This is a genomic window from Pseudodonghicola xiamenensis DSM 18339, assembly GCF_000429365.1.
Lineage (GTDB): Bacteria > Pseudomonadota > Alphaproteobacteria > Rhodobacterales > Rhodobacteraceae > Pseudodonghicola > Pseudodonghicola xiamenensis.
Map to the genome: position 1 here is coordinate 306,368 of NZ_AUBS01000002.1, position 18,958 is coordinate 325,325.

16 protein-coding genes, 1 tRNA gene and 1 riboswitch are annotated in these 18,958 nt (G+C 63.3%); of the genes, 11 read left to right on the forward strand and 6 right to left on the reverse strand.

Annotation, left to right across the window (positions count from 1 at the left end; genetic code table 11):
* Positions 1-5: 5 nt before the first annotated feature.
* Both G455_RS0104425 and G455_RS0104430 read right to left on the reverse strand, forming a co-directional pair.
* Positions 6-1,037 carry an ABC transporter substrate-binding protein gene (locus G455_RS0104425; protein WP_035366094.1) on the reverse strand — a complete coding sequence of 344 codons (1,032 nt, stop codon included), beginning with the start codon at positions 1,035-1,037 and terminating at the stop codon, positions 6-8.
* Positions 1,038-1,280: 243 nt separating this feature from the next.
* Complete coding sequence (locus G455_RS0104430) at positions 1,281-2,891, reverse strand: asparagine synthetase B family protein (protein WP_154664343.1); 1,611 nt, start codon at positions 2,889-2,891, stop codon at positions 1,281-1,283.
* Positions 2,892-3,079: 188 nt separating this feature from the next.
* Between G455_RS0104430 and G455_RS0104435 the strand changes: the two genes are divergently transcribed.
* The 10 genes from G455_RS0104435 (at position 3,080) to G455_RS0104480 (ending at position 14,302) form a co-directional block, all read left to right on the forward strand.
* A tRNA-Met gene (locus G455_RS0104435) sits at positions 3,080-3,156 on the forward strand.
* Between the two features lie 268 nt (positions 3,157-3,424).
* The gene (locus G455_RS0104440; protein ID WP_028092577.1) at positions 3,425-5,050 is read left to right on the forward strand and encodes an ABC transporter ATP-binding protein; all 1,626 of its coding nucleotides are present in this window, start codon (positions 3,425-3,427) and stop codon (positions 5,048-5,050) included.
* 207 nt (positions 5,051-5,257) lie between these two features.
* Positions 5,258-5,800 carry a MarR family winged helix-turn-helix transcriptional regulator gene (locus G455_RS0104445; protein ID WP_205620453.1) on the forward strand — a complete coding sequence of 181 codons (543 nt, stop codon included), beginning with the start codon at positions 5,258-5,260 and terminating at the stop codon, positions 5,798-5,800.
* A complete protein-coding gene (locus G455_RS0104450) occupies positions 5,797-6,501 on the forward strand; it encodes an SDR family NAD(P)-dependent oxidoreductase (protein WP_028092579.1) in 705 nt (234 codons plus the stop codon). The genes G455_RS0104445 and G455_RS0104450 overlap by 4 nt, the downstream gene beginning before the upstream one ends.
* 1 nt (position 6,502) lies before the next feature.
* Positions 6,503-7,834 carry an NAD(P)/FAD-dependent oxidoreductase gene (locus G455_RS0104455; RefSeq protein ID WP_028092580.1) on the forward strand — a complete coding sequence of 444 codons (1,332 nt, stop codon included), beginning with the start codon at positions 6,503-6,505 and terminating at the stop codon, positions 7,832-7,834.
* A gap of 108 nt (positions 7,835-7,942) precedes the next feature.
* Entirely contained in the window at positions 7,943-9,607 is a 1,665-nt protein-coding gene (locus G455_RS0104460) for a peptide ABC transporter substrate-binding protein (RefSeq protein ID WP_028092581.1), read from the forward strand.
* A 108-nt stretch (positions 9,608-9,715) separates the two neighbouring features.
* Positions 9,716-10,666: an ABC transporter permease gene (locus G455_RS0104465; protein ID WP_028092582.1), complete on the forward strand. Its 951-nt coding sequence runs from the start codon at positions 9,716-9,718 to the stop codon at positions 10,664-10,666.
* 13 nt (positions 10,667-10,679) lie between these two features.
* Positions 10,680-11,561: an ABC transporter permease gene (locus tag G455_RS0104470; RefSeq protein WP_028092583.1), complete on the forward strand. Its 882-nt coding sequence runs from the start codon at positions 10,680-10,682 to the stop codon at positions 11,559-11,561.
* Between the two features lie 10 nt (positions 11,562-11,571).
* Entirely contained in the window at positions 11,572-12,897 is a 1,326-nt protein-coding gene (locus tag G455_RS0104475; RefSeq protein ID WP_028092584.1) for an NAD(P)/FAD-dependent oxidoreductase, read from the forward strand.
* Between the two features lie 52 nt (positions 12,898-12,949).
* Entirely contained in the window at positions 12,950-14,302 is a 1,353-nt protein-coding gene (locus G455_RS0104480; RefSeq protein ID WP_028092585.1) for an NAD(P)/FAD-dependent oxidoreductase, read from the forward strand.
* 110 nt (positions 14,303-14,412) lie between these two features.
* Here G455_RS0104480 and G455_RS0104485 read toward each other — a convergent pair whose 3' ends face one another.
* The 4 genes from G455_RS0104485 to G455_RS0104500 form a co-directional block, all read right to left on the reverse strand.
* Positions 14,413-15,669, reverse strand: a complete 1,257-nt coding sequence (locus G455_RS0104485; RefSeq protein ID WP_028092586.1) for an NAD(P)/FAD-dependent oxidoreductase — start codon at positions 15,667-15,669, stop codon at positions 14,413-14,415.
* A 14-nt stretch (positions 15,670-15,683) separates the two neighbouring features.
* Positions 15,684-16,415 (reverse strand): amino acid ABC transporter ATP-binding protein, encoded by a 732-nt coding sequence (locus tag G455_RS0104490; RefSeq protein WP_028092587.1) that lies wholly within the window; start codon positions 16,413-16,415, stop codon positions 15,684-15,686.
* Positions 16,412-17,068: an amino acid ABC transporter permease gene (locus G455_RS0104495; RefSeq protein WP_028092588.1), complete on the reverse strand. Its 657-nt coding sequence runs from the start codon at positions 17,066-17,068 to the stop codon at positions 16,412-16,414. Before G455_RS0104495 ends, G455_RS0104490 begins: the two co-directional genes overlap by 4 nt.
* A gap of 62 nt (positions 17,069-17,130) precedes the next feature.
* On the reverse strand, positions 17,131-17,868 hold the full coding sequence (locus tag G455_RS0104500; protein WP_028092589.1) for an ABC transporter substrate-binding protein: 738 nt from the start codon (positions 17,866-17,868) through the stop codon (positions 17,131-17,133).
* A gap of 246 nt (positions 17,869-18,114) precedes the next feature.
* Here G455_RS0104500 and G455_RS0104505 point away from each other — a divergent pair, with 246 nt between their 5' ends.
* Entirely contained in the window at positions 18,115-18,726 is a 612-nt protein-coding gene (locus tag G455_RS0104505) for a cupin domain-containing protein (protein ID WP_028092590.1), read from the forward strand.
* Between the two features lie 99 nt (positions 18,727-18,825).
* Positions 18,826-18,954: riboswitch (TPP riboswitch) on the forward strand.
* Positions 18,955-18,958: the final 4 nt, after the last annotated feature.

Sequence of the window (18,958 nt, forward strand, 5' to 3'; positions counted from 1 at the left end):
TCGTCCTATTGCGCGGCCCAGGCGGTAAATCGGGCCTCGAGCGCATCACCATGCTCGATCCAGAATTCGGTATTGATGAACAGCCCCTCTTCGGCGTGATTCAGCACCATCCCGGGGTTGGCCTCCTGCAACGCCGGATCGGCATTAACCTCCTTGTTCGCAGGCGAAATCGGCCAAAGCGCCGCCTGCGCCCGCAACGGGCCGGCATCGGTGATATAGTCGATCATCGACATCGCCTCTGCCCTCTTCGGCGATCCGGCCACAACGGCCCAGGAATCAATGGAATACAGCAGGGTATTCCAGTTCAGCGCATACGCGCGGCCCTCGCCCTGGGCACGTATGATCCGCCCGGTATAGCCGAAGGCATAATCAGCTTCTCCGCTGCCCACCAATTGCAAAGGCTGGGCGCCCGATTTCCACCAGATCACGTGATCCTTGATCTCGTCGAGCTTGGCAAAGGCCCGATCGACACCCGCGTCGGTCGACAGCACGTCATAGACCTGATCCATCGACACGCCATCGGCCATCAACGCCGCCTCCAGCGTCATCTTCGGGCCCTGCCGCATGGCGCGCATGCCCGGGAATCCCTCCAGATCCCAGAACTGGGCGAAAGTCGCCGGTCCGACCGGATGACGCGCCTGATCATAGAACATCGCCGCCCCCCAGCCGGTGCCGCCGACACCGCAATCGGTGGCGGACCCGGCGATGAACTTCGACTTGTCGATCACGTCATAGTCGATCCGGGCGAACACGCCATCCTCGCAACCACGCACCAGCTCAGGCGCCTCGACCATGATCACGTCCCAGCTCACGTTGCCGGTCTCGACCATACCGTAGATCTTGGCCATCTCGCCATTATAGACGTCATCGAGAACGGCAATGCCCGTCGCTTCGGCGAACCCCTTGAACAGGGTCTCCCGGGCGCTGTCCTGATACCCGCCGCCGAATCCCACGATCGTCAGATCGCGCGCCACCGCAGCGCCGGGCAGACCCAGGGAAACAGCCGCCATGAGCGCGACTTTGATTGCTTTCTTCATTCTCGGTTCTCCCTTGAGGATCTGAGCGCAGGCCGCCCGCTGACGATAGACCCGGCCAAGGCGCAACTCCCGACCGCAGCAACCGCGCCTCCGGCAACCGTAGCCAGCGGGCCGACAAACAGCATCGTTCCACATCCCGTCTTGATCGGCTTACCAAACGCCGCCCCGATATAGACGCGGCAGCCCCCTACGCTCAAGCGCAGAGAGGCCGCAGCCCCCAGAGCTGAGCCAACCCTGCCCACATCATGCCGGAACAAAACTGTCGAGAACCTCATTCCGCCGGCCATAAGCGGCATATCGCGGCCCCAACGCCAGAAGTTCCCGCGCCAGCGTCGCATCCAGACCCGAGAGGATCAGGTGGTGAAGCTGCAGCACCTCTCCGGGCCGGCGCTTCAGCACCGCATCCCCCCTGAGATAGCCCAAGGCCTCGGCCAGCGGATGCTGCGGCTTCAGACGCAGCAACAGGGCGACACCCTTCACCACCATCCCGAGCTTCAATGCCAGAGAGCCCGCCCCATAGACCGGGGCGATCCCTTCGGAAAACGGCACATCCGCATAAGCGGGATAGGCCTTGGCCAGCGCCTGGTTATGCAATTGCTGATCCCGGGTCACCGCATAGGGCAGCGACAGGCCGAACCGCACATAGTCCGGCGCCAGGAAGGGACAGAACACCGCCTGCGCCGACCCGAAGATCGAAGAAGAGACAAAGCCGATCTCGCGCCGGGTGCGGTTCCAGAACCACCAGGCCTGATAGGGATCGGCCGCCTCGCCATACCGCGCGATGCAATCCCCGACATAGGCGATCGCCTCATCGCGCCGACCGGGGGCATAGCGGCTGCCCGGCCCGTCCGGATACCCGGGTTTCGAGATCACCCGCGCATGTCCGTCCATCATGTCCCGCGCGATGGCGGCATAATCGCCGCGTTCGGCATGGCGCATATGGCCTTCAGCATCGTCGTCGGGGTTGGTCAGGATATCGCCCGCAATCCCGTCCAGCACCGCCCAGGGACCACCGAACAGGAAATCATGCAGCGCCAGCATCTGCATGTGTTCATCCGAACAAAGGCTGTTGAGCACCTGACAGCGTAGCAGATCCTGTGGCCGCATCCGCGGCTTGCCAAGGATCTTGTGCGCCACCCCCATCCGTTCGCAAAGCGCCCGGGCGGATTGTGCATCCGGATCGACGCGCATCGCCGCGTTCTGGAAACTGACGCAGAGCTCTGGCCTCTGCCCCAGATGATCCATCGCCAGCAGGATATGCCGCGAATCGCGCCCACCACTCAAAGGCAGCAGCACCGGTTGATCCCAATCGTCCAGGATGCGCCCGACGCTGTCCCGCGCCAGGGTGACGATCCCCTCCACCGCCTCGGCACGGCTGATCTGCTGCACCCGCGGGATAAAGCTGTGGTCCTGCGGCTGCTCGGCCCGCCCATCGCGCCAGCGGAACACCCCACCCGGCGGCAGCACCTTGATATAACGGAATGGCGTGTCGCCGTTGACGAACATCCCCAGCCGGTAAAAGACCGCCAGCGCCCGTTCATCCAGCTCTGGATCGGCCCCTTCGGCAATCAGTTGCAGGATCGAGGGCGACAGCGCCACCTCCTCCCCCTTCTGGTAGAGGAACAGGCTGTAGAACCCCAGCGGATCAACCCCGGCCTCCAGCCCGGCCCCGTCCCAGTGCCACCAGGCGAAAACGCCCTCCTCCGGCAGACCCGCGCGCCCCGGCACCGGCCTGCCCAGCTTGCAGTCCGGCTTGCCGTGCATCTGCGCCCGCCCGTCATCCCAGGCCAGGCGAATATGCGGCGGCGCCTTGCGATAGATCGGCCAACCCTCTGCCGGTACGGTAAAATTCACACTCAACTCCAGCGTTGCCTGCGGTCGCATCGGGTCCCAGTCTGCCGACAACGGCGCCCGAAGAACAGCCCGGACCCACCGGTCACCGGCGTGGAAAGGTCGCGTAACGAGAAAATGACAAAAAGCTGAAAAAATCAGCCGAATGCCCTTGAGCTTCCCAGCCGACTTCATTAGGTAAGCCTCATTGACGCGGGATGGAGCAGCCCGGTAGCTCGTCAGGCTCATAACCTGAAGGTCGTAGGTTCAAATCCTACTCCCGCAACCAAAATCAAACAAAACCCTCGCATGATTGCGAGGGTTTTGTTGCTTTCAAGGCCGGCGGCAGCCGCCGGCGCGCAGGATCGCCCCTCATCCCGCCACCACGCTAGCCCCGCAGGAATTTTGCCCAAAAATCAGGCAAAGGAACATGCCATCAGGTATGGACTGGCAAAAATCACTGTTTCGCGGCCCCTCGCCCCCGCAACACGGTTGCCTCGCACCGCATTCCATAGGTTTCTGAAGCGGCATAATAACGATAAACGACGAGACACCTAATGACAGACCACTCCACGGACGCACTGCCCGTCCTTTCGGTGCGCGATCTTTCCGTCGCGCTGCCTGGCAAACACGACCGCCCCTATGCAGTTCAGAATATCAGCTTCGACCTGCAGGCGGGAGAAATCCTCTGCATCATCGGCGAATCCGGCTCCGGCAAATCAGTGACCGCGAATACCGTCATGGGGCTGCTGCCCGATGTGATGACGGTCGAGACCGGCAGCATCGACTTCAAAGGGCGCGCCCTGCTTGAGCTGCCTGAATCCGAACTGCGCAAGCTGCGGGGCCGCGCGGTTTCCATCATCTTTCAGGACCCCCTGTCGGCTCTGAACCCGCTGATGACCATCGGCGATCAGATCCGAGAGGTGCTTGATGCCCACAACATGGGCACAGCGGACAGCCGCGCCAAACGGGTGGTGGACATGCTGACCGAGGTCGGTCTGCCCGACCCTCTGCTGATCCAGCACCAATACCCGTTCCGCCTGTCGGGCGGGCAGCGCCAGCGCGTCATGATCGCCATGGCACTGGCGCTCGACCCCGACATCCTGATCGCCGACGAGCCCACCACCGCGCTCGATGTGACGACGCAGGCGCAGATCCTCGATCTGATCGCCCGCATCCAGCAGCGCAAGGGCATGAGCGTTATGTTCATCACCCATGACTTCGGCGTGGTGGCCGAGATCGCCGACCGGGTGATCGTGATGGAAAAGGGCCGTCTGGTGGAACAGGGGACAGCGCGGCAAGTGCTCGACGCTCCCCAACACCCCTATACCCAAAAGCTCATCGCAGCGGTACCGAAGATGCGCGAAGCGGACCGCCAGCGCGCCGAGACCCGCCCCGTCGCACTGGAAGTGCGCAATCTGCACAAGACATATCGCACCCGCAGCGGATTTCTCGGCCGTATGCGCGAGGTCAAGGCGGTGGATGACATCAGCTTCACCCTGCACAAGGGTGAGACCATCGGCATTGTCGGCGAATCCGGTTCTGGCAAATCCTCGATGGGCAAGGTTCTGATGAAACTGGTCTCGGCCGACAGTGGCGAAATCATGTTTCAGGGCGAAAACACCCTCGCCCTGTCCGAGGAGAACTTTCGCCATCTGCGCCCACGCATCCAGATGATCTTTCAAGATCCCTATGCCTCGCTGAATCCGCGCTTCACCGTCGGCCAGGCACTGACCGTCGGGCCGATCGCGCACAGCCTGCTGACCCATGACGACGCCCGGAAAAAAGCCGAAAAGCTGCTCACCCTCGTCGGGCTGGAGCCATCGGCCTTCGACCGTTATCCGCACGAATTCTCAGGTGGGCAGCGCCAGCGTGTCGGCATTGCCCGCGCGCTGATGTTCGACCCCGAGGTGATCGTCGCCGACGAAGCGGTTTCGGCGCTGGACGTCTCAATTCAGGCGCAGGTTCTCGAACTGCTCGACAAGATCCGGCGCGAACGCAAGCTGGCGATGGTTTTCATCACCCACGACCTGCGCGTCGCCAGCCAGATCAGCGACGAGATCCTGGTGATGCATCGCGGCAAGATGGTGGAATACGGCCCACCGTCGCAGATCTTCCGCGCACCACGTCACGATTACACCCGTTCTCTGGTCGCAGCGATTCCCGGCGCCCAAGCGGCCTGAGACCACACACAGAGACTCACCCAAGGGCGGCTTTGGCCGCCCTTCTTTTTGCCTGGCCCCCAGGAAACACGACAAAACGCCACGATCCCGGCACCCCAGTTGCACAAAAAACGGGCATTAGTTGTTTTTCACAATCATTTGGTTGTGTTTCACAACTTATTTCTTGCGAGACGCCTCTCGCCGACAAAACATGAAGGAAAGGTGACAATGACCGACCGCTACCCACCCCGCCGCTTTCAGAGAGGCTCCATGGCAACCACCGTGCCGGACGATCAAGACGACCAGCCGATCACGCTCGCCGGCCTGCATATTGATGTGCTCGATGGCGCGTTCAGCTGGTACATCCGATCACTCGATTCCGTGGTGTCGCGCGATCTCGATCACCGCATGGCCCATCTCGACATCGCCAAGGGCAAGGGCAAGATCACCACGCTGCTCCTGGTCGACGATTACCCCGGCGTGCGCCCTTCGCAGATCGCCGAAGTCCTGATGCGCGACCGCCCCGCCACCGGCCGGATCATCGACCGTCTGGTTCAGGCCGGCGACATCCGCCGCGAGACCGCCCCCGAGGACCAGCGCGCCCAGGCGCTTTTCATCACCGAAAAGGGCCATGCGCTGGCCGATGAGGTCCGCGGGATCATCCGCGAACAGGAGAATGAATTCTTCGACTTCATCGCAGAGGAAGACCGCGCGCAGTTCATGCGCATGCTCAAACGCGCCTATCTGAACATGAGAAAGAAACTGGAATGACCCAATCCCGTCTCGCCCTGATCTCCGGCGCCAGCCGGGGCATTGGCGCCGCCGTCGCCAAGACCCTGTTCGATGCCGGCTGGACCGTATCGCTGGGAATGCGCAACCCCACCCTGCCGGCCTGGGCCGAAGCCGCGCCTGACCGGGTGCACCTGTTCGCCTATGACGCCACGGACGCCAACAGTGCAAACCGCTGGGCTGCAGAGGTCACCGGGCAGTTCGGCCGGATCGACGCCGTGGTCGCCAACGCCGGGATCACCATCCCGAAAACCCCAATCGAGATTTCCGACGCGGAGATGGCGCAGCTTCTCGAGGTCAACGTCCAGGCGCCGCGCCGTCTGGCCGCCGCCTGCTGGGAGGCACTGGGGCAATCGGGCCGGGGCCGGATCATCCTGCTGGGCTCGCTATCCGGGAAGCGGGTGAAATCGGCCCGCTCCGGATCTTATTCGGTGTCCAAATTCGCCGCCGTCGGCCTGGCCCATGCCCTGCGTCACGCCGGGTTCGATCAGGGAATTCGCGCCACCGCCGTCTGCCCCGGGTTCGTCGCAACCGATATGGCAATGAGCCTGACCGACCGCGCCACCGAGGCGATGACCCAGCCCGAAGACCTCGCCCGGGTGATCAACATGCTGATCGACCTGCCCAACGAGGCCAGCGTCGCGGAATTCTGCGTGAACTGTCAGCTCGAGGAGTCCTTCTGACATGCCCGGACCGTTCGTTGTTCCCGTTCACGGGGATCTGGAGCTGCCCCGGAAAGTCGATGTCGTGGTTGTCGGCGGCGGCATCATCGGCGCCTCGACCGCGCTGGAGCTGGCCGATCAGGGGCTCAAGGTCGCGCTGTGCGAAAAGGGCGGGATCGGGCACGAACAATCCAGCCGCAACTGGGGTTGGGTACGCATCACCCGCCGCGATCCGCGAGAAATCCCCCTGATGGCCGAAGCCCTGCGGATCTGGCCAACGCTGGCCGAACGCACCGGGCGCGACCTGGGCTATGCGCGCGCCGGCATCGCCTTCGCCTGCGCCTCGGACAAGGAATTCGCCGAGCACGAGCGATGGCTGGATCACCTGAAGGATTATCAGATCGACAGCCGCATGCTGTCAGCGCAGGAATTCGCCGCAATGTCGCCGGGATCGCGCTTCCCGATGAAAGGCGCGCTTTATACTGCCGCCGACGGCCGCGCAGAACCGCAAAAGGCTGCCCCTGCGATTGCCGAGGCAGCGCGCGAGCGGGGGGTGCATGTGCTGACCGAATGCGCCGTCCGCGGGATCGAGACCAAGGCCGGCAAGGTCTGCGGTGTGGTCACCGAACGCGGCGAAATTGCCTGTGAACAGGTGGTTCTTGCCGGCGGCGCCTGGTCCAGCCTGTTCGCCCGCAACACCGGGCTGCGGCTGCCACAGCTCAAGGTGAAGAACTCGGTCATCCGCACCAAGCCGCTCGATGGCGGGCCGGAACATGCGATCTGGTCCGACGGCTTCGCCATTCGCAAACGCCAAGACGGCGGCTACACGATCGCCGACGGGTTCCGCAACATCGCCGAGATCGTGCCGGACAGCTTCCGTTACATGCGCGATTTCCTTCCGGCGCTGGGGGCCGAGTGGAAATCCCTGATGCTGCGGGTCGGCGGTCGCTTCCTTGATGAGGCCCGCCTGCCGAACAAGTGGTCCTTGGACGAAGCCAGCCCGTTCGAATACAATCGCGTGCTTGATCCAAAACCGGCCTTTTCATTGCAGGACAAGGCCCTGGCCAACCTGCGCAAGGCCTTTCCGGTCTTCGAGAAAGCCGAAATCGCGCAACGCTGGGCCGGCGCCATCGATGTGACCCCGGACGCGATCCCGGTGATTTCCGCCATCGACGCCATTCCGGGCTTTTACATCGCCACCGGCTTCTCCGGCCACGGCTTCGGCATCGGTCCGGCAGCCGGCCGGCTGGCCGCCGATCTTGTCACCGGACGCGTGCCGCTGGTCGACCCCAGTCCGTTCCGCTTCAGCCGCTTCAGCGATGGATCGAAGATCAAGATCATAAGCGGTTTTTGATCCGGTCTGGGCCGCGTCCGGCACAGGCGGGCCCGACCACGGCGAGCTGCGACGCGCAAGCGCAGACCACCGATCCGCACCGTCTTGCGCCACAACAGGGAAAACAAAATGACCAAAGACAAGAAACATAAGCAACAGCCCAACCGCCGCCAGGCCCTGATGATGATGGGCGCGGCCGGGACCGCCGGCCTGATGGGCCCGATGGCCATCGGGCGTGACCGCGCCTTTGCCGCCAATGCCGATGCCAGCGGCCAACTGGTTCTGGCATTTTCGCAGGAACCGACGGTGTTCAATCCGCTGATGCCTCATATCGAGGTCGACGAAGGTCTGTATTATGCAGTGTTCGACCCGCTGTTCGATTTCGATCCCTCGGGCGAATTCTTCCCGATCCTCGCCGCCGAGGTGCCGACCGTCGCCAATGGCGGGATTTCCGAGGACGGCCTGAGCTGGAGCCTGAAGCTCAAGGACGGGGTCACTTGGCACGACGGCACCCCGTTCACCGCCGAAGACGTGAAATTCTCTCTCGAACTGACGATGGATCCGGACTTCCGGTCGTTCCGCTCCACCGGCTACAAGTTGATGCGCAACATCACCGTGGTCTCTGACACCGAACTGACCTGGGAAATGAGCGCGCCCTTCGCGCCGATGGCGGCCATTCTGGCCTCGACCTACATCATTCCGAAACACGCCTTTGACGGGGTCGCGGACAAGAATAACACGCCCTTCAACAATGCGCCGATCGGCACCGGCCCGTTCAAGTTCAAGACCCGCATGGCCGGCGACCATATCGAGCTTGAGGCCAATGCCGATTATCACATGGACGGCCCCTTCCTGAAGACGCTGATCATCAAATACGTTCCCGATCTGAACGTGATGTACACGCAATTCAAATCCGGCGACATCGACGTGATCGGGCTGCAATACATCACCCCGGATCACCTGGCCGAGGCCGAAACGCTCAAGGGCAAGGTGGTGACGGTCGCGGGCACGGCGACGTTTGAATCCCTTGGCCTGAACATGACCCGGCCGCAATTCCAGGACCGGGCTGTGCGTCAGGCGCTTTATGCCGCGCTCGACAAGAGCTCGATCATCGAGGCGCTCTATTACGGGGTCCCCTCTCCGACCGAGACCTACATGCCGCGGCAATCCTATTACTATAACCCGGACCTGCCCAAGCATGAGTTCAGCATCGACAAGGCCAATGCCATCCTGGACGAGGCCGGCTGGATGCGCGGCCCCGATGGCATTCGCGAAAAGAACGGCGTGAAGCTTGTCTTCTCGAACTCGACCACCGCCGGCAACCACCTGCGGGAACAGGCACAACAGTTCATGCAACAGACCTTCTCGCAGATCGGCGTGAAGATGGAGATCAAGAACCTGCCGCCAGCGGTCATGTGGGGCGATTACTGGATGAATTCCGAGTTCGACTCGGTTGTCGTCGGTCTCAACGCGCTGGCCGGCGCCGATCCCGACACCTCGAACTATTTCATGTCCACCATGTCGCCGGCATTGGGCGGATCGGGGCAGAACACCTTTGCCTATCAGAACCCGAAGGTGGACGAACTTCTGGTCAAGGGGGCGGCAACCTTTGTGCCCGAACAACGCAAGGCGATCTATGAAGAGATTCAGATGATCATCCGCGAGGACCTGCCGTTCCTGCCGATGTTCCAATACGCCGTGATCAAGGGCTGGAAAGACGATGTGACCGGCCCCGCGCCGAACGTGAACAACCGCATCGACACCTGGAACGTCCGCGACTGGAAGCGCGGCTGATCCACCTCCTGCCCAGAACCAGCGCGCGGCGTCCTCTTCGCCGCGCGCCCCATGCAGCCGGCTCCACCGGCTGATCGGTCACGAAAATCGCAAAAGAGGGTGCCCGCCATGCTACGCTATATCCTTTCCCGGCTCGGCCAGAGCCTTGTCCTCCTTCTGATCGTGTCCTTCATCGGCTTCGCGGTCCTCACCCTCGCCCCCGGCGGTCCGCTGTCGCAATTCGCGCTCAGCCCCGGGATGACCCAGGAACAAATCGAAAAAATCGCCGCGCAAATGGGGCTCGATCGCCCGGTGGCGGTGCAATATTTCGACTGGTTGCGCCATCTAGTGGTCGGCGACTGGGGCACCTCGTACCGGGACGGCCAGTCGGTGCTGCATGTCATCGGCAGCCATCTCTTTGCCACGTTGCTGCTGATGGGCAGCGCGACCGTCATCTCGGTCTCTCTCGGCAGTACCATCGGCATCTTCAGCGCGCTCAGACGCCGGTCCGGTTTCGATTACACGATGACCGTCCTTGCCATGATCGCCCTGTCGATCCCGACCTTCTGGTTCGGGCTGATCGCGATCTATGTGTTCTCGCTCAACCTTGGCTGGCTACCGGCCGGCAACATGTACACCGTGGGCGACGGTTCGGTCCTGGATTACCTGCGCCACCTGATCATGCCCGCCGCCGTCCTGGCGCTGGTCGATGTCGCGATCTGGAGCCGCTACATGCGGACCTCGACCCTGAATGTGATCAATCAGGATTTCGTCCGCACGGCCCGCGCCAAGGGGCTCACCCGCCGGCGTGTCGTGCTCAAGCATATCGTCGGCAATTCCCTGGTGCCGATGATCACCCTGGCCGGGCTGCAATTGCCTATGGTGCTGGGCGGCGCGCTGGTGACCGAGACAGTGTTCACCTGGCCCGGCATGGGGCGGCTCTTTCTCGATAGCCTCGGCTACTCGGATTACCCGGTGGTCATGGGGCTGCTGATGGCCTCGGCCATCCTGGTCCTGATCGGCAACCTCGCCGCCGATCTCATCGTCGCCCTGATCGACCCGCGTATCCGCCTCGACTGAAGAAAGCCACGCCATGACCTCTGTCACCACGAATACGCCCGCCCGTCGCCGCTTCCTGAAATCCCGCGCATTGCGCCGCTTCGTCAGCCACCCGCTTGCTCTCATCGGTCTGCTCATGGTGCTGGTGCTGACCATCGCCTGTTTCCTCGGGCCCTATTTCCTTCCCTATGACGAATTGTTCATCGACCTGCGCGCCCGTTTCGCCCCACCGGGCACCGGGGCGCATATCTTCGGCACCGACCCACTGGGCCGCGATATCGCCGCGCGCCTGTTCCACGCCGGCCAGATTTCCATGGCGGTGGGCTTTGCGGTGATGATCATCGCCACCGCCATCGGCTCTGTCGTCGGCGTCATCTCCGGCTATTACGGCGGCAAGGTGTCGGCGGTGCTGATGCGGATCGTGGACGCCTTCCTGTCCTTCCCCTCGGTCTTTCTTCTGCTGGCGCTGGCCGCCTTCCTCCAGCCCGGCCCGGTGATGATCGCACTGATCATTTCCGCCACCAGCTGGATGGAAGTCGCACGGATCGTCGAGGCCGAAGTCAAATCCCTGCGCAATCAGGATTTCGTCCAGGCCGCACATATGCTGGGACTGTCGAACCGCTGGATCATGTTTCGCGAGCTTCTGCCCAACGCGATCGGCCCGATCATCGTCGCCGCCACCCTGACGGTGGCCCGCGCCATCCTGCTCGAGGCCTATATCTCCTTCCTCGGCTATGGCATCCAGCCGCCGCTGCCGAGCTGGGGCAACATGCTCAATGGGGCACAGCAATATCTGGCCAGCGCGCCTTGGCTCGCCATCGTGCCGGGGGTGGCGATCACCATCGCCGTGACCGGCTTCAACTTCATCGGGGACGGGCTGCGCGACGCTTTCGACAGCCGCACGCAGGGCCACTGAAAGACGCGCCATGCCACGCAAATTCTCAGAATTCAAAGACACGCTGTGGTACGCCACGGCCCCCCAGGCACCCGACACCGCCCCCCTTCAGGGCGAGGTCAAGGCGGATGTCTGCATCGTCGGCGCCGGTTATTCCGGCCTGACCACGGCGCTGGAGCTGGCCCGGCAGGGCGTCTCGGTTGTGTTGCTGGAACGCGAGGAAATCGGTTTCGGCGGCTCGGGTCGCAATGCCGGTCACTGCACCCCGACCTTCACCCACTACAGCCTGCCCGAACTGCGCAAGGTCCTGGGCGCCCCCTGGGCCGAACGGCTGATCCAGCGCCAGACCCGGGCCAATGACAAGGTCGGCGCGATGATCGCGCGCTATGACATCGACTGCGAATGGGAACAGAACGGCTATGTCCAGGGCGCGCTGTTTCCATCGCATCTGAAGACGCTTCAGGGACATATGGCCGCCTATAACGCGGTTGGCGCACGCACCCGGATGTTGGACCGAGACGAGGTCCGGGCGGTGACCGGATCGTCGCGGTTCTATGGCGGCTGGTTCCACGAAGAGGCCGGCGGGCTGAATGCGCTGGCCTATTCCCGCGGTCTGGGACGTGCGGTGATCGCCGAGGGCGGCCGGATTTTCACCGGCTCCGGCGTCACCGGCTGCACCCGCGAAAACCGCGCCTGGGTGGTGCGGACGCCTCAGGGATCGGTGCGGGCGGAAAAGGTCATCTACACCACCGGGGCCTATACCGTCGCCGGCTGGCCGAAACTCGACCAGAGTTTTCGGATCATGCGGGTCTTCGTGGCCGCGACCCAACCGCTGTCCCAGGCCTCGCAGGCCGTGGTCCTGCCCCGGCGCACCACCATTCAGGACGGTCGCGGCGATATCTATGTCTACAAATACAATCGCGAGAACCGCATCGTCGCCTCGATGTTCCCGATGGGCGCACGGGGACAGGACCCGGCCTTTACACGCCAGGTTCTCAGCGACCGGCTCAGATGGCTGCACCCCGACCTGCGGGAGGACCTCAGGTGGGAATTCTTCTGGTATGGCGAGCTGGACATGCAACGCCGCACCGTGCCGCGCCTTTACGGTCTGGCCCCCGGCGTCGTGGCGATGACCGGCCTTTCCGGGCGAGGTGTGCCGACCGGGTCGATGATCGGCGGCATCCTGTCCGACTGGGCGATGGGCGTGGCCGAAAAGGATCTGGACCTGAAGCTTGAACCGCTGAGCCGACAACCGCTTTACATGAGCATCGCCCCGCAAATGGCGCTGCGCGGCTACCGGCTGCGCGACAACCTGCGGGCCAGACGGCAGGGCGCCCCCTTGCCACCCCACGCATAGAAGATAACGCACAAGAGCCGGCGCAGGGTGCGCCGCAATCAGGAGAAGAACCATGCCAGGACCGAAACTGGACCCGGTCGAAAGCGACGCCGAACTGCCATCCAGTGTCGACGTTGTCATCATTGGCGGCGGCATCGCAGGCGTTTGCACCGCACTGGAACTGGTCGACCGAGGCAAGACGGTCGCGATTTGCGAAAAGGGACAGGTCGGCGCCGAACAATCCAGCCGCAACTGGGGCTGGGTGCGCCTGACCCACCGCGATCCGCGCGAAATGCCGCTAATGGTCGAATCCGTGCGGCTGTGGAAAGGGATGAACGAGCGCATCGACGACGAGACCGGTTATCGCCAATGCGGCGTGACCTATACGGTTGCCACCGATGCTGCGCTGGCCGCCGAACATAATGCGCTCGACGAGTTGCACCAATACCAGATCCCCGCCCGCATCCTGAACCGCGAAGAGGCGCTGGCCGCCTTCCCCGGCCTGTCGCTCGAGATCAAGGGCGCGCTGCACAATCCGCATGACGGACGCGCCGAGCCGCAAATGGCCGCCCCCGCGATCGCCCGTGCGGTGCAGGCCCGGGGTGGCACCGTGCATCAGAACTGTGCCGTGCGCACCGTCGAGACCGCCAACGGCAGGGTATCCGGCGTGATCACCGAGAAAGGCCCGATCAAATGCTCTGCCGTTCTGGTCGCGGGGGGCGTCTGGTCGCGGCTGTTCCTGGGCAATATGGGCATCTACCTGCCGCAACTGCGCACCAAGAACACGGTCATGCGCACCGATCCGGTGCCCGATGGCCCGGAGACGACCCTGAAATACCGCGACTTCGCGATGCGCCGGCGGCTCGATGGCGGCTATAACATCGCTTCGGCAGAGCCGAGCCGCTATCAGCTCACCCCCGACAGCTTCCGTCTTTTCAAGGCCTTCCTGCCGACGCTGAAAAACGAATGGAGAAACGTGAGCCTCGGCCTCGGACCGGCGTTCTTCGAGGCGCTGCGCACGCCGCGGCGCTGGACCAGCAAAGATGTGACCCCTTTCGAGAAGACCCGCGTGCTCGATCCCGAGCCGGAAAGCACCATGATCGACAAGGTCCTCGACGGCGTCAAATCCGGCTATGCGCCGTTCAAGGACGCCAAGGTCGCGCAACGCTGGGCAGGATATATCGACGTGCTTCCCGATGTGATCCCCGTCATCTCGGCGACAGAGGGGGTCAAGAACGGCCTGCCCGGGCTGTTCGTCGCCACCGGGTTTTCCGGTCATGGCTTCGGGCTGGGCACCGGTGCCGGGCTGCTGGCTGCCGATCTCATCACCGGGCGGTCGCCCTGCGTCGATCCGACCCCCTTCCGCCTGCATCGCTTTACCGATGGCTCGAAAATCTCGGCCATGCAGGTGCTGGCGCGACACTGACAGGAGCCTCCGGCCCCTGACTCCAAGTCCCCAAACTGCCCCCTGCGCACCCGTATCAACGGGCGCCAGGGGGCGATTTTTCATCAGGCCCGGCCCGGGCCCTCTTCTTATCACCGGTCGAGAAAGTCGCGCAGCCGGAAATAATGGATCCCGAGGCTGCCATAGATCGGATGCAGCCCGTGGAAGGGCAGTGCCGGGATCGAGGCAACGGTCGGGATCGGCAGCGGGGTGCCCCGCGCCAGATAGTCGGCGATCGCCTTGCCCAGCGCCACCGAAAGCGCCACACCACGGCCGTTGAACCCGGTGGCCGCCAGCAGCCCCGGCGCCGGTTCGCACAGGCGAATCCGATGGTCAGGGGTCATCCCGACCCGACCGAACCAGCGCCGTTCGATCCGGAACCCGGCCCCGAAGAGCCGCGTCAACTCGGTTTCGATCCTAGAGAAATCAGCAGCCCGCCGCGGGTCGGAGAAACTGCCGCGCCCGCCGATCATCAGCCGGTTTTCCGGGCCGATGCGGAAATAGGTGCCGACGCGCCGCACCTCGGAGGCAACAACACCGTTGGGCAGGATACGCGCCAGTTGTTCCGGGGTCAGCGGCGCAGTAGCGATCTGGAAGCTGTTGGCCGGCACAGTGGCCCGGGCCAACTTCCGGTCCAGCCGGGGGGGCGTATAGACATTGCTGGCCAGCACCACCCGCGCGGCGTCGACCTGCACACCACCGGCGAGCTGCGCCCGCCAGCCGGAACCGTTTCGCGCCAATCCCGTGACCGGTGAACGGGCATAGACCTTGACGCCGATCGTCTCTGCCGCCTTGGCCAGCCCCTGCGCCAGTTTCAGCGGATGAATCTTGCCAGCGCGCCGGTCGATCCAACCGCCGTGAAACGCCCGGGACCCCGTCGCCTTTTCCATCGCCGCCGCGTCCAGCCATTCGACCGGCGCGCCACGGGCCTGCCACTGCGCCATGCGAGAGCGCAGCCCGGACAGATGCACCGCCTTGTTGCCGGCCTGGATCCAACCGCCCCGCACCGCGTCGCAGTCGATGCCAAGCCGGTCAACCACCGCGAAAAGCGTATCCGCCGTTGCGCCCGCGAATTCAGTGGCCTGTGGCCCCCAGAGCCGATCGAGCCCATCCGGGTCGTCCTTGAGACCGGGAATCACCTGGCCTCCGTTGCGGCCCGAGGCACCGGCACCCGGCATCTCGGCCTCGAGCAACACGACCTGCGTGCCCGCTTCAGCCAGATGAAGGGCGGTCGACAGCCCCTGAAACCCGCCACCGATCACCAGCACGTCGGTGCGCAGGCTTTCGGTCAACTGCGGCAATTCCGGCGCCGCCGGGGCCGTCGCAGCCCAGAGAGATTGAAAATCCATTGCCTGCCCCAAAATCAAACCGGATGGGTCACGCGCCGCAGGAACTCCTGCGTCCGCGCATTCTGCGGCCGAACCAGAACGTCCTTGGCCGCGCCATGCTCTGCGATCAGCCCCTTGTCGAGAAAGAACACGTTGCTGGCCACCTCGCGGGCGAACTGGATTTCATGGGTGACGATCAGCATCGTCATATGCTCCTCTGCCAGATCGCGCAGCACCGAGAGCACCTCTCCCACCATCTCGGGATCCAGCGCCGAGGTCGGTTCGTCGAGCAAGATGGCCTCGGGCCGCATCGCCAGCGCCCGCGCGATGGCGACCCGCTGCTGCTGACCGCCGGAGAGCGCCGAGGGATAGAAATTCATCTTGTCGGCAAGCCCCACGCGGCGCAGATGCTCCTCGGCGCGGGCCCGCACCTCGGCCTTGTCTTCCCCAAGCACCTGGACCGGACCCTCCATGACGTTCTGCAGGGCGGTCATATGCGGGAACAGGTTGAACCGCTGGAACACCATCGCCACCCGGGTCCGGATGTTGTGGATGGACGCAGCATGGGCATCGACCCGCTCGCCGTCGATCAGGATGTTGCCAGATTGGTAATCCTCAAGCCCGTTGACGCAGCGCAGCAGCGTCGACTTGCCCGAGCCGGAGGCGCCGATCAGACAGACCACCTGCCCCTTGTCGACTTCCGCGGTGATGCCCTTGAGCACCTCGTGCTTTCCGAAGGACTTGTGGACGTTCTCGAAACGGATCACTTCGCGGCTCCCATCTTGAGTTCGACCCGACGCATCAGGAAATTGAGCGGGATCGTCAGGCACAGGTACAATGCGGCGACCATGGTGAAGACGGTCATGTTGTCGAAGGTCGAAGAGGCCAGCATCTTACCCTGCATGGTCAATTCCGCCACCGAGATCACCGAAACCTGGCTGCTGTCCTTCAACAGCATGACCACATTATTGCCATAGGGCGGCAAGGCGATCCGGAAAGCCTGCGGCAGCACGATCCGGCGCATCATCTTGCCGTGTTTCATGCCGATGGACTTGGCAGCCTCGACCTGCCCCTTGTCCACCGCCTCGATCCCGCCGCGGAAGGTCTCGCCGATATAGCACGAATACGTCAGCGCAAGGCCGATCACCCCGGCCTGGAAGGCGGTCAGATCGAGCCCGAGTTCGGGCATCACGAAGTAGATGTAGAACAGCACGACAAGGATCGGGATACCGCGCAAGAACTCCACGACATAGCGGGCGGGCAATTCCAACCACCGGCTTCCGGAACTGCGCATGATGGACCAGAGCAACCCCAGCGCAGATGCCAGCACCAATGCAAGCGCGGTTACGGCAACAGTCTGCCAAAGACCGGTGAGAAGGAGCGGCAAGTAATCCTGAATCCGCTCAGATAAGGGCGACATGAACGTCTCCTGTCAGAACAATTCAGGCCCGGAGCAGCACCCCGGGCCTCTTTTCACAGGCCTCAGAGGCCGTATTTCCCGAAAATCGCCGACAACTCGCCGCTTTGTTTCATCGCCTCGATCGCCGCGTTGATCTCGGCCAGCAGCTCCGGCTTATCCTTCGAGACCGCCAGCGCGACCTTCCCGATGCTCATCGGCTCATAGCCATCGACCAGCCGCACGCCCAGCCCCGGGTTTTGCGAAATCTGATAGGCCACGATCGGCTTGTCGCCGAACCCCGCCTTGATCCGCCCCAGCTTCACGTCACGCATGATATCGGCCAGGCTGTCGTAAAGCTTCACCTCGCTGAAGATGCCCTTCGCCTGCAGTTGATCGGCAAAGGTCGTGCCGATCTGCGCACCAACGACTTCGCCTGCAAGATCGTCGAGCTGATAGGAGCCGGTATCGTCGCCGGAGACAAAGACCGCATCGCCATAGCTGTAGACCGTCTCCGAGAAATCGACGACTTCCTTGCGCTTGTCGGTGGCGAACATCCCTGCAGAGATCGCATCAATCTTGCCGGTCTGCAGCGCCGGGATCAGGGCCGAAAACTGAGTGATCGCGAATTCAGGCTCCATATCAAGATCGGCAGCGATCGCCGCAGCAAGATCGACCATCGCGCCGGTCGGCTTCTGGGTCGAGGTATCAATGAAGGTGAAAGGCACGCCGGTGGTCGTGACCCCGACCCGAAGGTCCTCTGCCTGAGCCTGCAAAGCGCTGAGCGCAAGAGCACCCGCGAGAGCGATGGAACGGAATTTCATGAGCAGCTTCCCTGTGTCGCGCGCCACGCTCCCCACTTTCAGCAGGGGCGGCGCAGTTTCTAGACATTCTTCACCATAATGAAACATCTTCAGGAAGCAACCAAAACTACGGCCCTTCTTCATATTTATGAAGAATGCCTATGTTTCCACTGTTTTTTCTTCATTCTCTTCCCCAAACAGGTTAAACGTGCTGTACCGGGGGGATAGCTTCTCGGGCACCACGTTCACCCAAATGAAGAATCGCCGATGCCCCTTGCCGAAAATGAAGCAACGCTGCAAACCGACCCGCTCAGCGGAATGGACGATGTCTCGCTTGGCGAATCCGTGCGTCAGGCTCGCAAGAGCCGCGGCCTGTCCCTGCAGACCGTGGCCGAAGGCGCCGGCATCTCCACCGGACTGCTGAGCCAGATCGAACGCGGCATTTCCTCGCCTTCGATTCGCAATTTGCGCGCCATCTGCGATGTGATCGAAATCCCGTTCCTGTCACTCTTTGCCGAAGCTGACAGCGCCAGCCGAGAAGCCGGAATGATCGTTCGCGAAGGCCGGCGCCGGACCGTAGATTTCGGCGACAAGGGTATGGTGAAATCCTTCCTCACCGCCCATGACAACGGCGCTCTGCAGGTGATGGAGATCGTCCTCGCCCCTGGCGGAACCTCGGGCGAGGAAGCCTATGCCCATGACGGCGAGGAATGCGGCGTGGTGCTGCGTGGCAAGCTTGAGCTCTGGGTCGAAGACGACAGATTCGTTCTGGATGAAGGCGACGCCTTCCATTTCGAAAGCCGCCGACCGCACCGGTTCCGCAACCTCGGCAACGACGAAAGCCGGGTGATGTGGGTCACCACCCCGCCGGTCTGGTAACCCCTCCCTGGATAGGCTGCCCCCCTGACCGGAATAGCACCTCGGGATTATCGCCTCAGGGCGAAGATTGACAAAGCCCTCCCCCCGGCGCAGGGTACGCGCACTCACCCGGGGGGTCCCGACAAGGGGCTGAGATACTGATAGCCGGCCGTAAGACCCGTGCAGCGCAGTGACCCGATGAACCTGATCCAGTTCACACTGGCGTAGGGATGGTGCACCGGCTGCGCGGGTC

What these genes read in the sequence shown, in the direction of transcription:
- G455_RS0104455 (WP_028092580.1), top strand. Translation starts at nt 6,503, where the DNA reads ATGCCCGGACCGTTCGTTGTTCCCGTTCACGGGGATCTGGAGCTGCCC.
- G455_RS0104465 (WP_028092582.1), top strand. Translation starts at nt 9,716, where the DNA reads ATGCTACGCTATATCCTTTCCCGGCTCGGCCAGAGCCTTGTCCTCCTT.
- G455_RS0104445 (WP_205620453.1), top strand. Translation starts at nt 5,258, where the DNA reads ATGACCGACCGCTACCCACCCCGCCGCTTTCAGAGAGGCTCCATGGCA.
- G455_RS0104470 (WP_028092583.1), top strand. Translation starts at nt 10,680, where the DNA reads ATGACCTCTGTCACCACGAATACGCCCGCCCGTCGCCGCTTCCTGAAA.
- G455_RS0104450 (WP_028092579.1), top strand. Translation starts at nt 5,797, where the DNA reads ATGACCCAATCCCGTCTCGCCCTGATCTCCGGCGCCAGCCGGGGCATT.
- G455_RS0104425 (WP_035366094.1), bottom strand. Translation starts at nt 1,037, where the DNA reads ATGAAGAAAGCAATCAAAGTCGCGCTCATGGCGGCTGTTTCCCTGGGT.
- G455_RS0104480 (WP_028092585.1), top strand. Translation starts at nt 12,950, where the DNA reads ATGCCAGGACCGAAACTGGACCCGGTCGAAAGCGACGCCGAACTGCCA.
- G455_RS0104500 (WP_028092589.1), bottom strand. Translation starts at nt 17,868, where the DNA reads ATGAAATTCCGTTCCATCGCTCTCGCGGGTGCTCTTGCGCTCAGCGCT.
- G455_RS0104495 (WP_028092588.1), bottom strand. Translation starts at nt 17,068, where the DNA reads ATGTCGCCCTTATCTGAGCGGATTCAGGATTACTTGCCGCTCCTTCTC.
- G455_RS0104440 (WP_028092577.1), top strand. Translation starts at nt 3,425, where the DNA reads ATGACAGACCACTCCACGGACGCACTGCCCGTCCTTTCGGTGCGCGAT.
- G455_RS0104460 (WP_028092581.1), top strand. Translation starts at nt 7,943, where the DNA reads ATGACCAAAGACAAGAAACATAAGCAACAGCCCAACCGCCGCCAGGCC.
- G455_RS0104475 (WP_028092584.1), top strand. Translation starts at nt 11,572, where the DNA reads ATGCCACGCAAATTCTCAGAATTCAAAGACACGCTGTGGTACGCCACG.
- G455_RS0104505 (WP_028092590.1), top strand. Translation starts at nt 18,115, where the DNA reads ATGCCCCTTGCCGAAAATGAAGCAACGCTGCAAACCGACCCGCTCAGC.
- G455_RS0104485 (WP_028092586.1), bottom strand. Translation starts at nt 15,669, where the DNA reads ATGGATTTTCAATCTCTCTGGGCTGCGACGGCCCCGGCGGCGCCGGAA.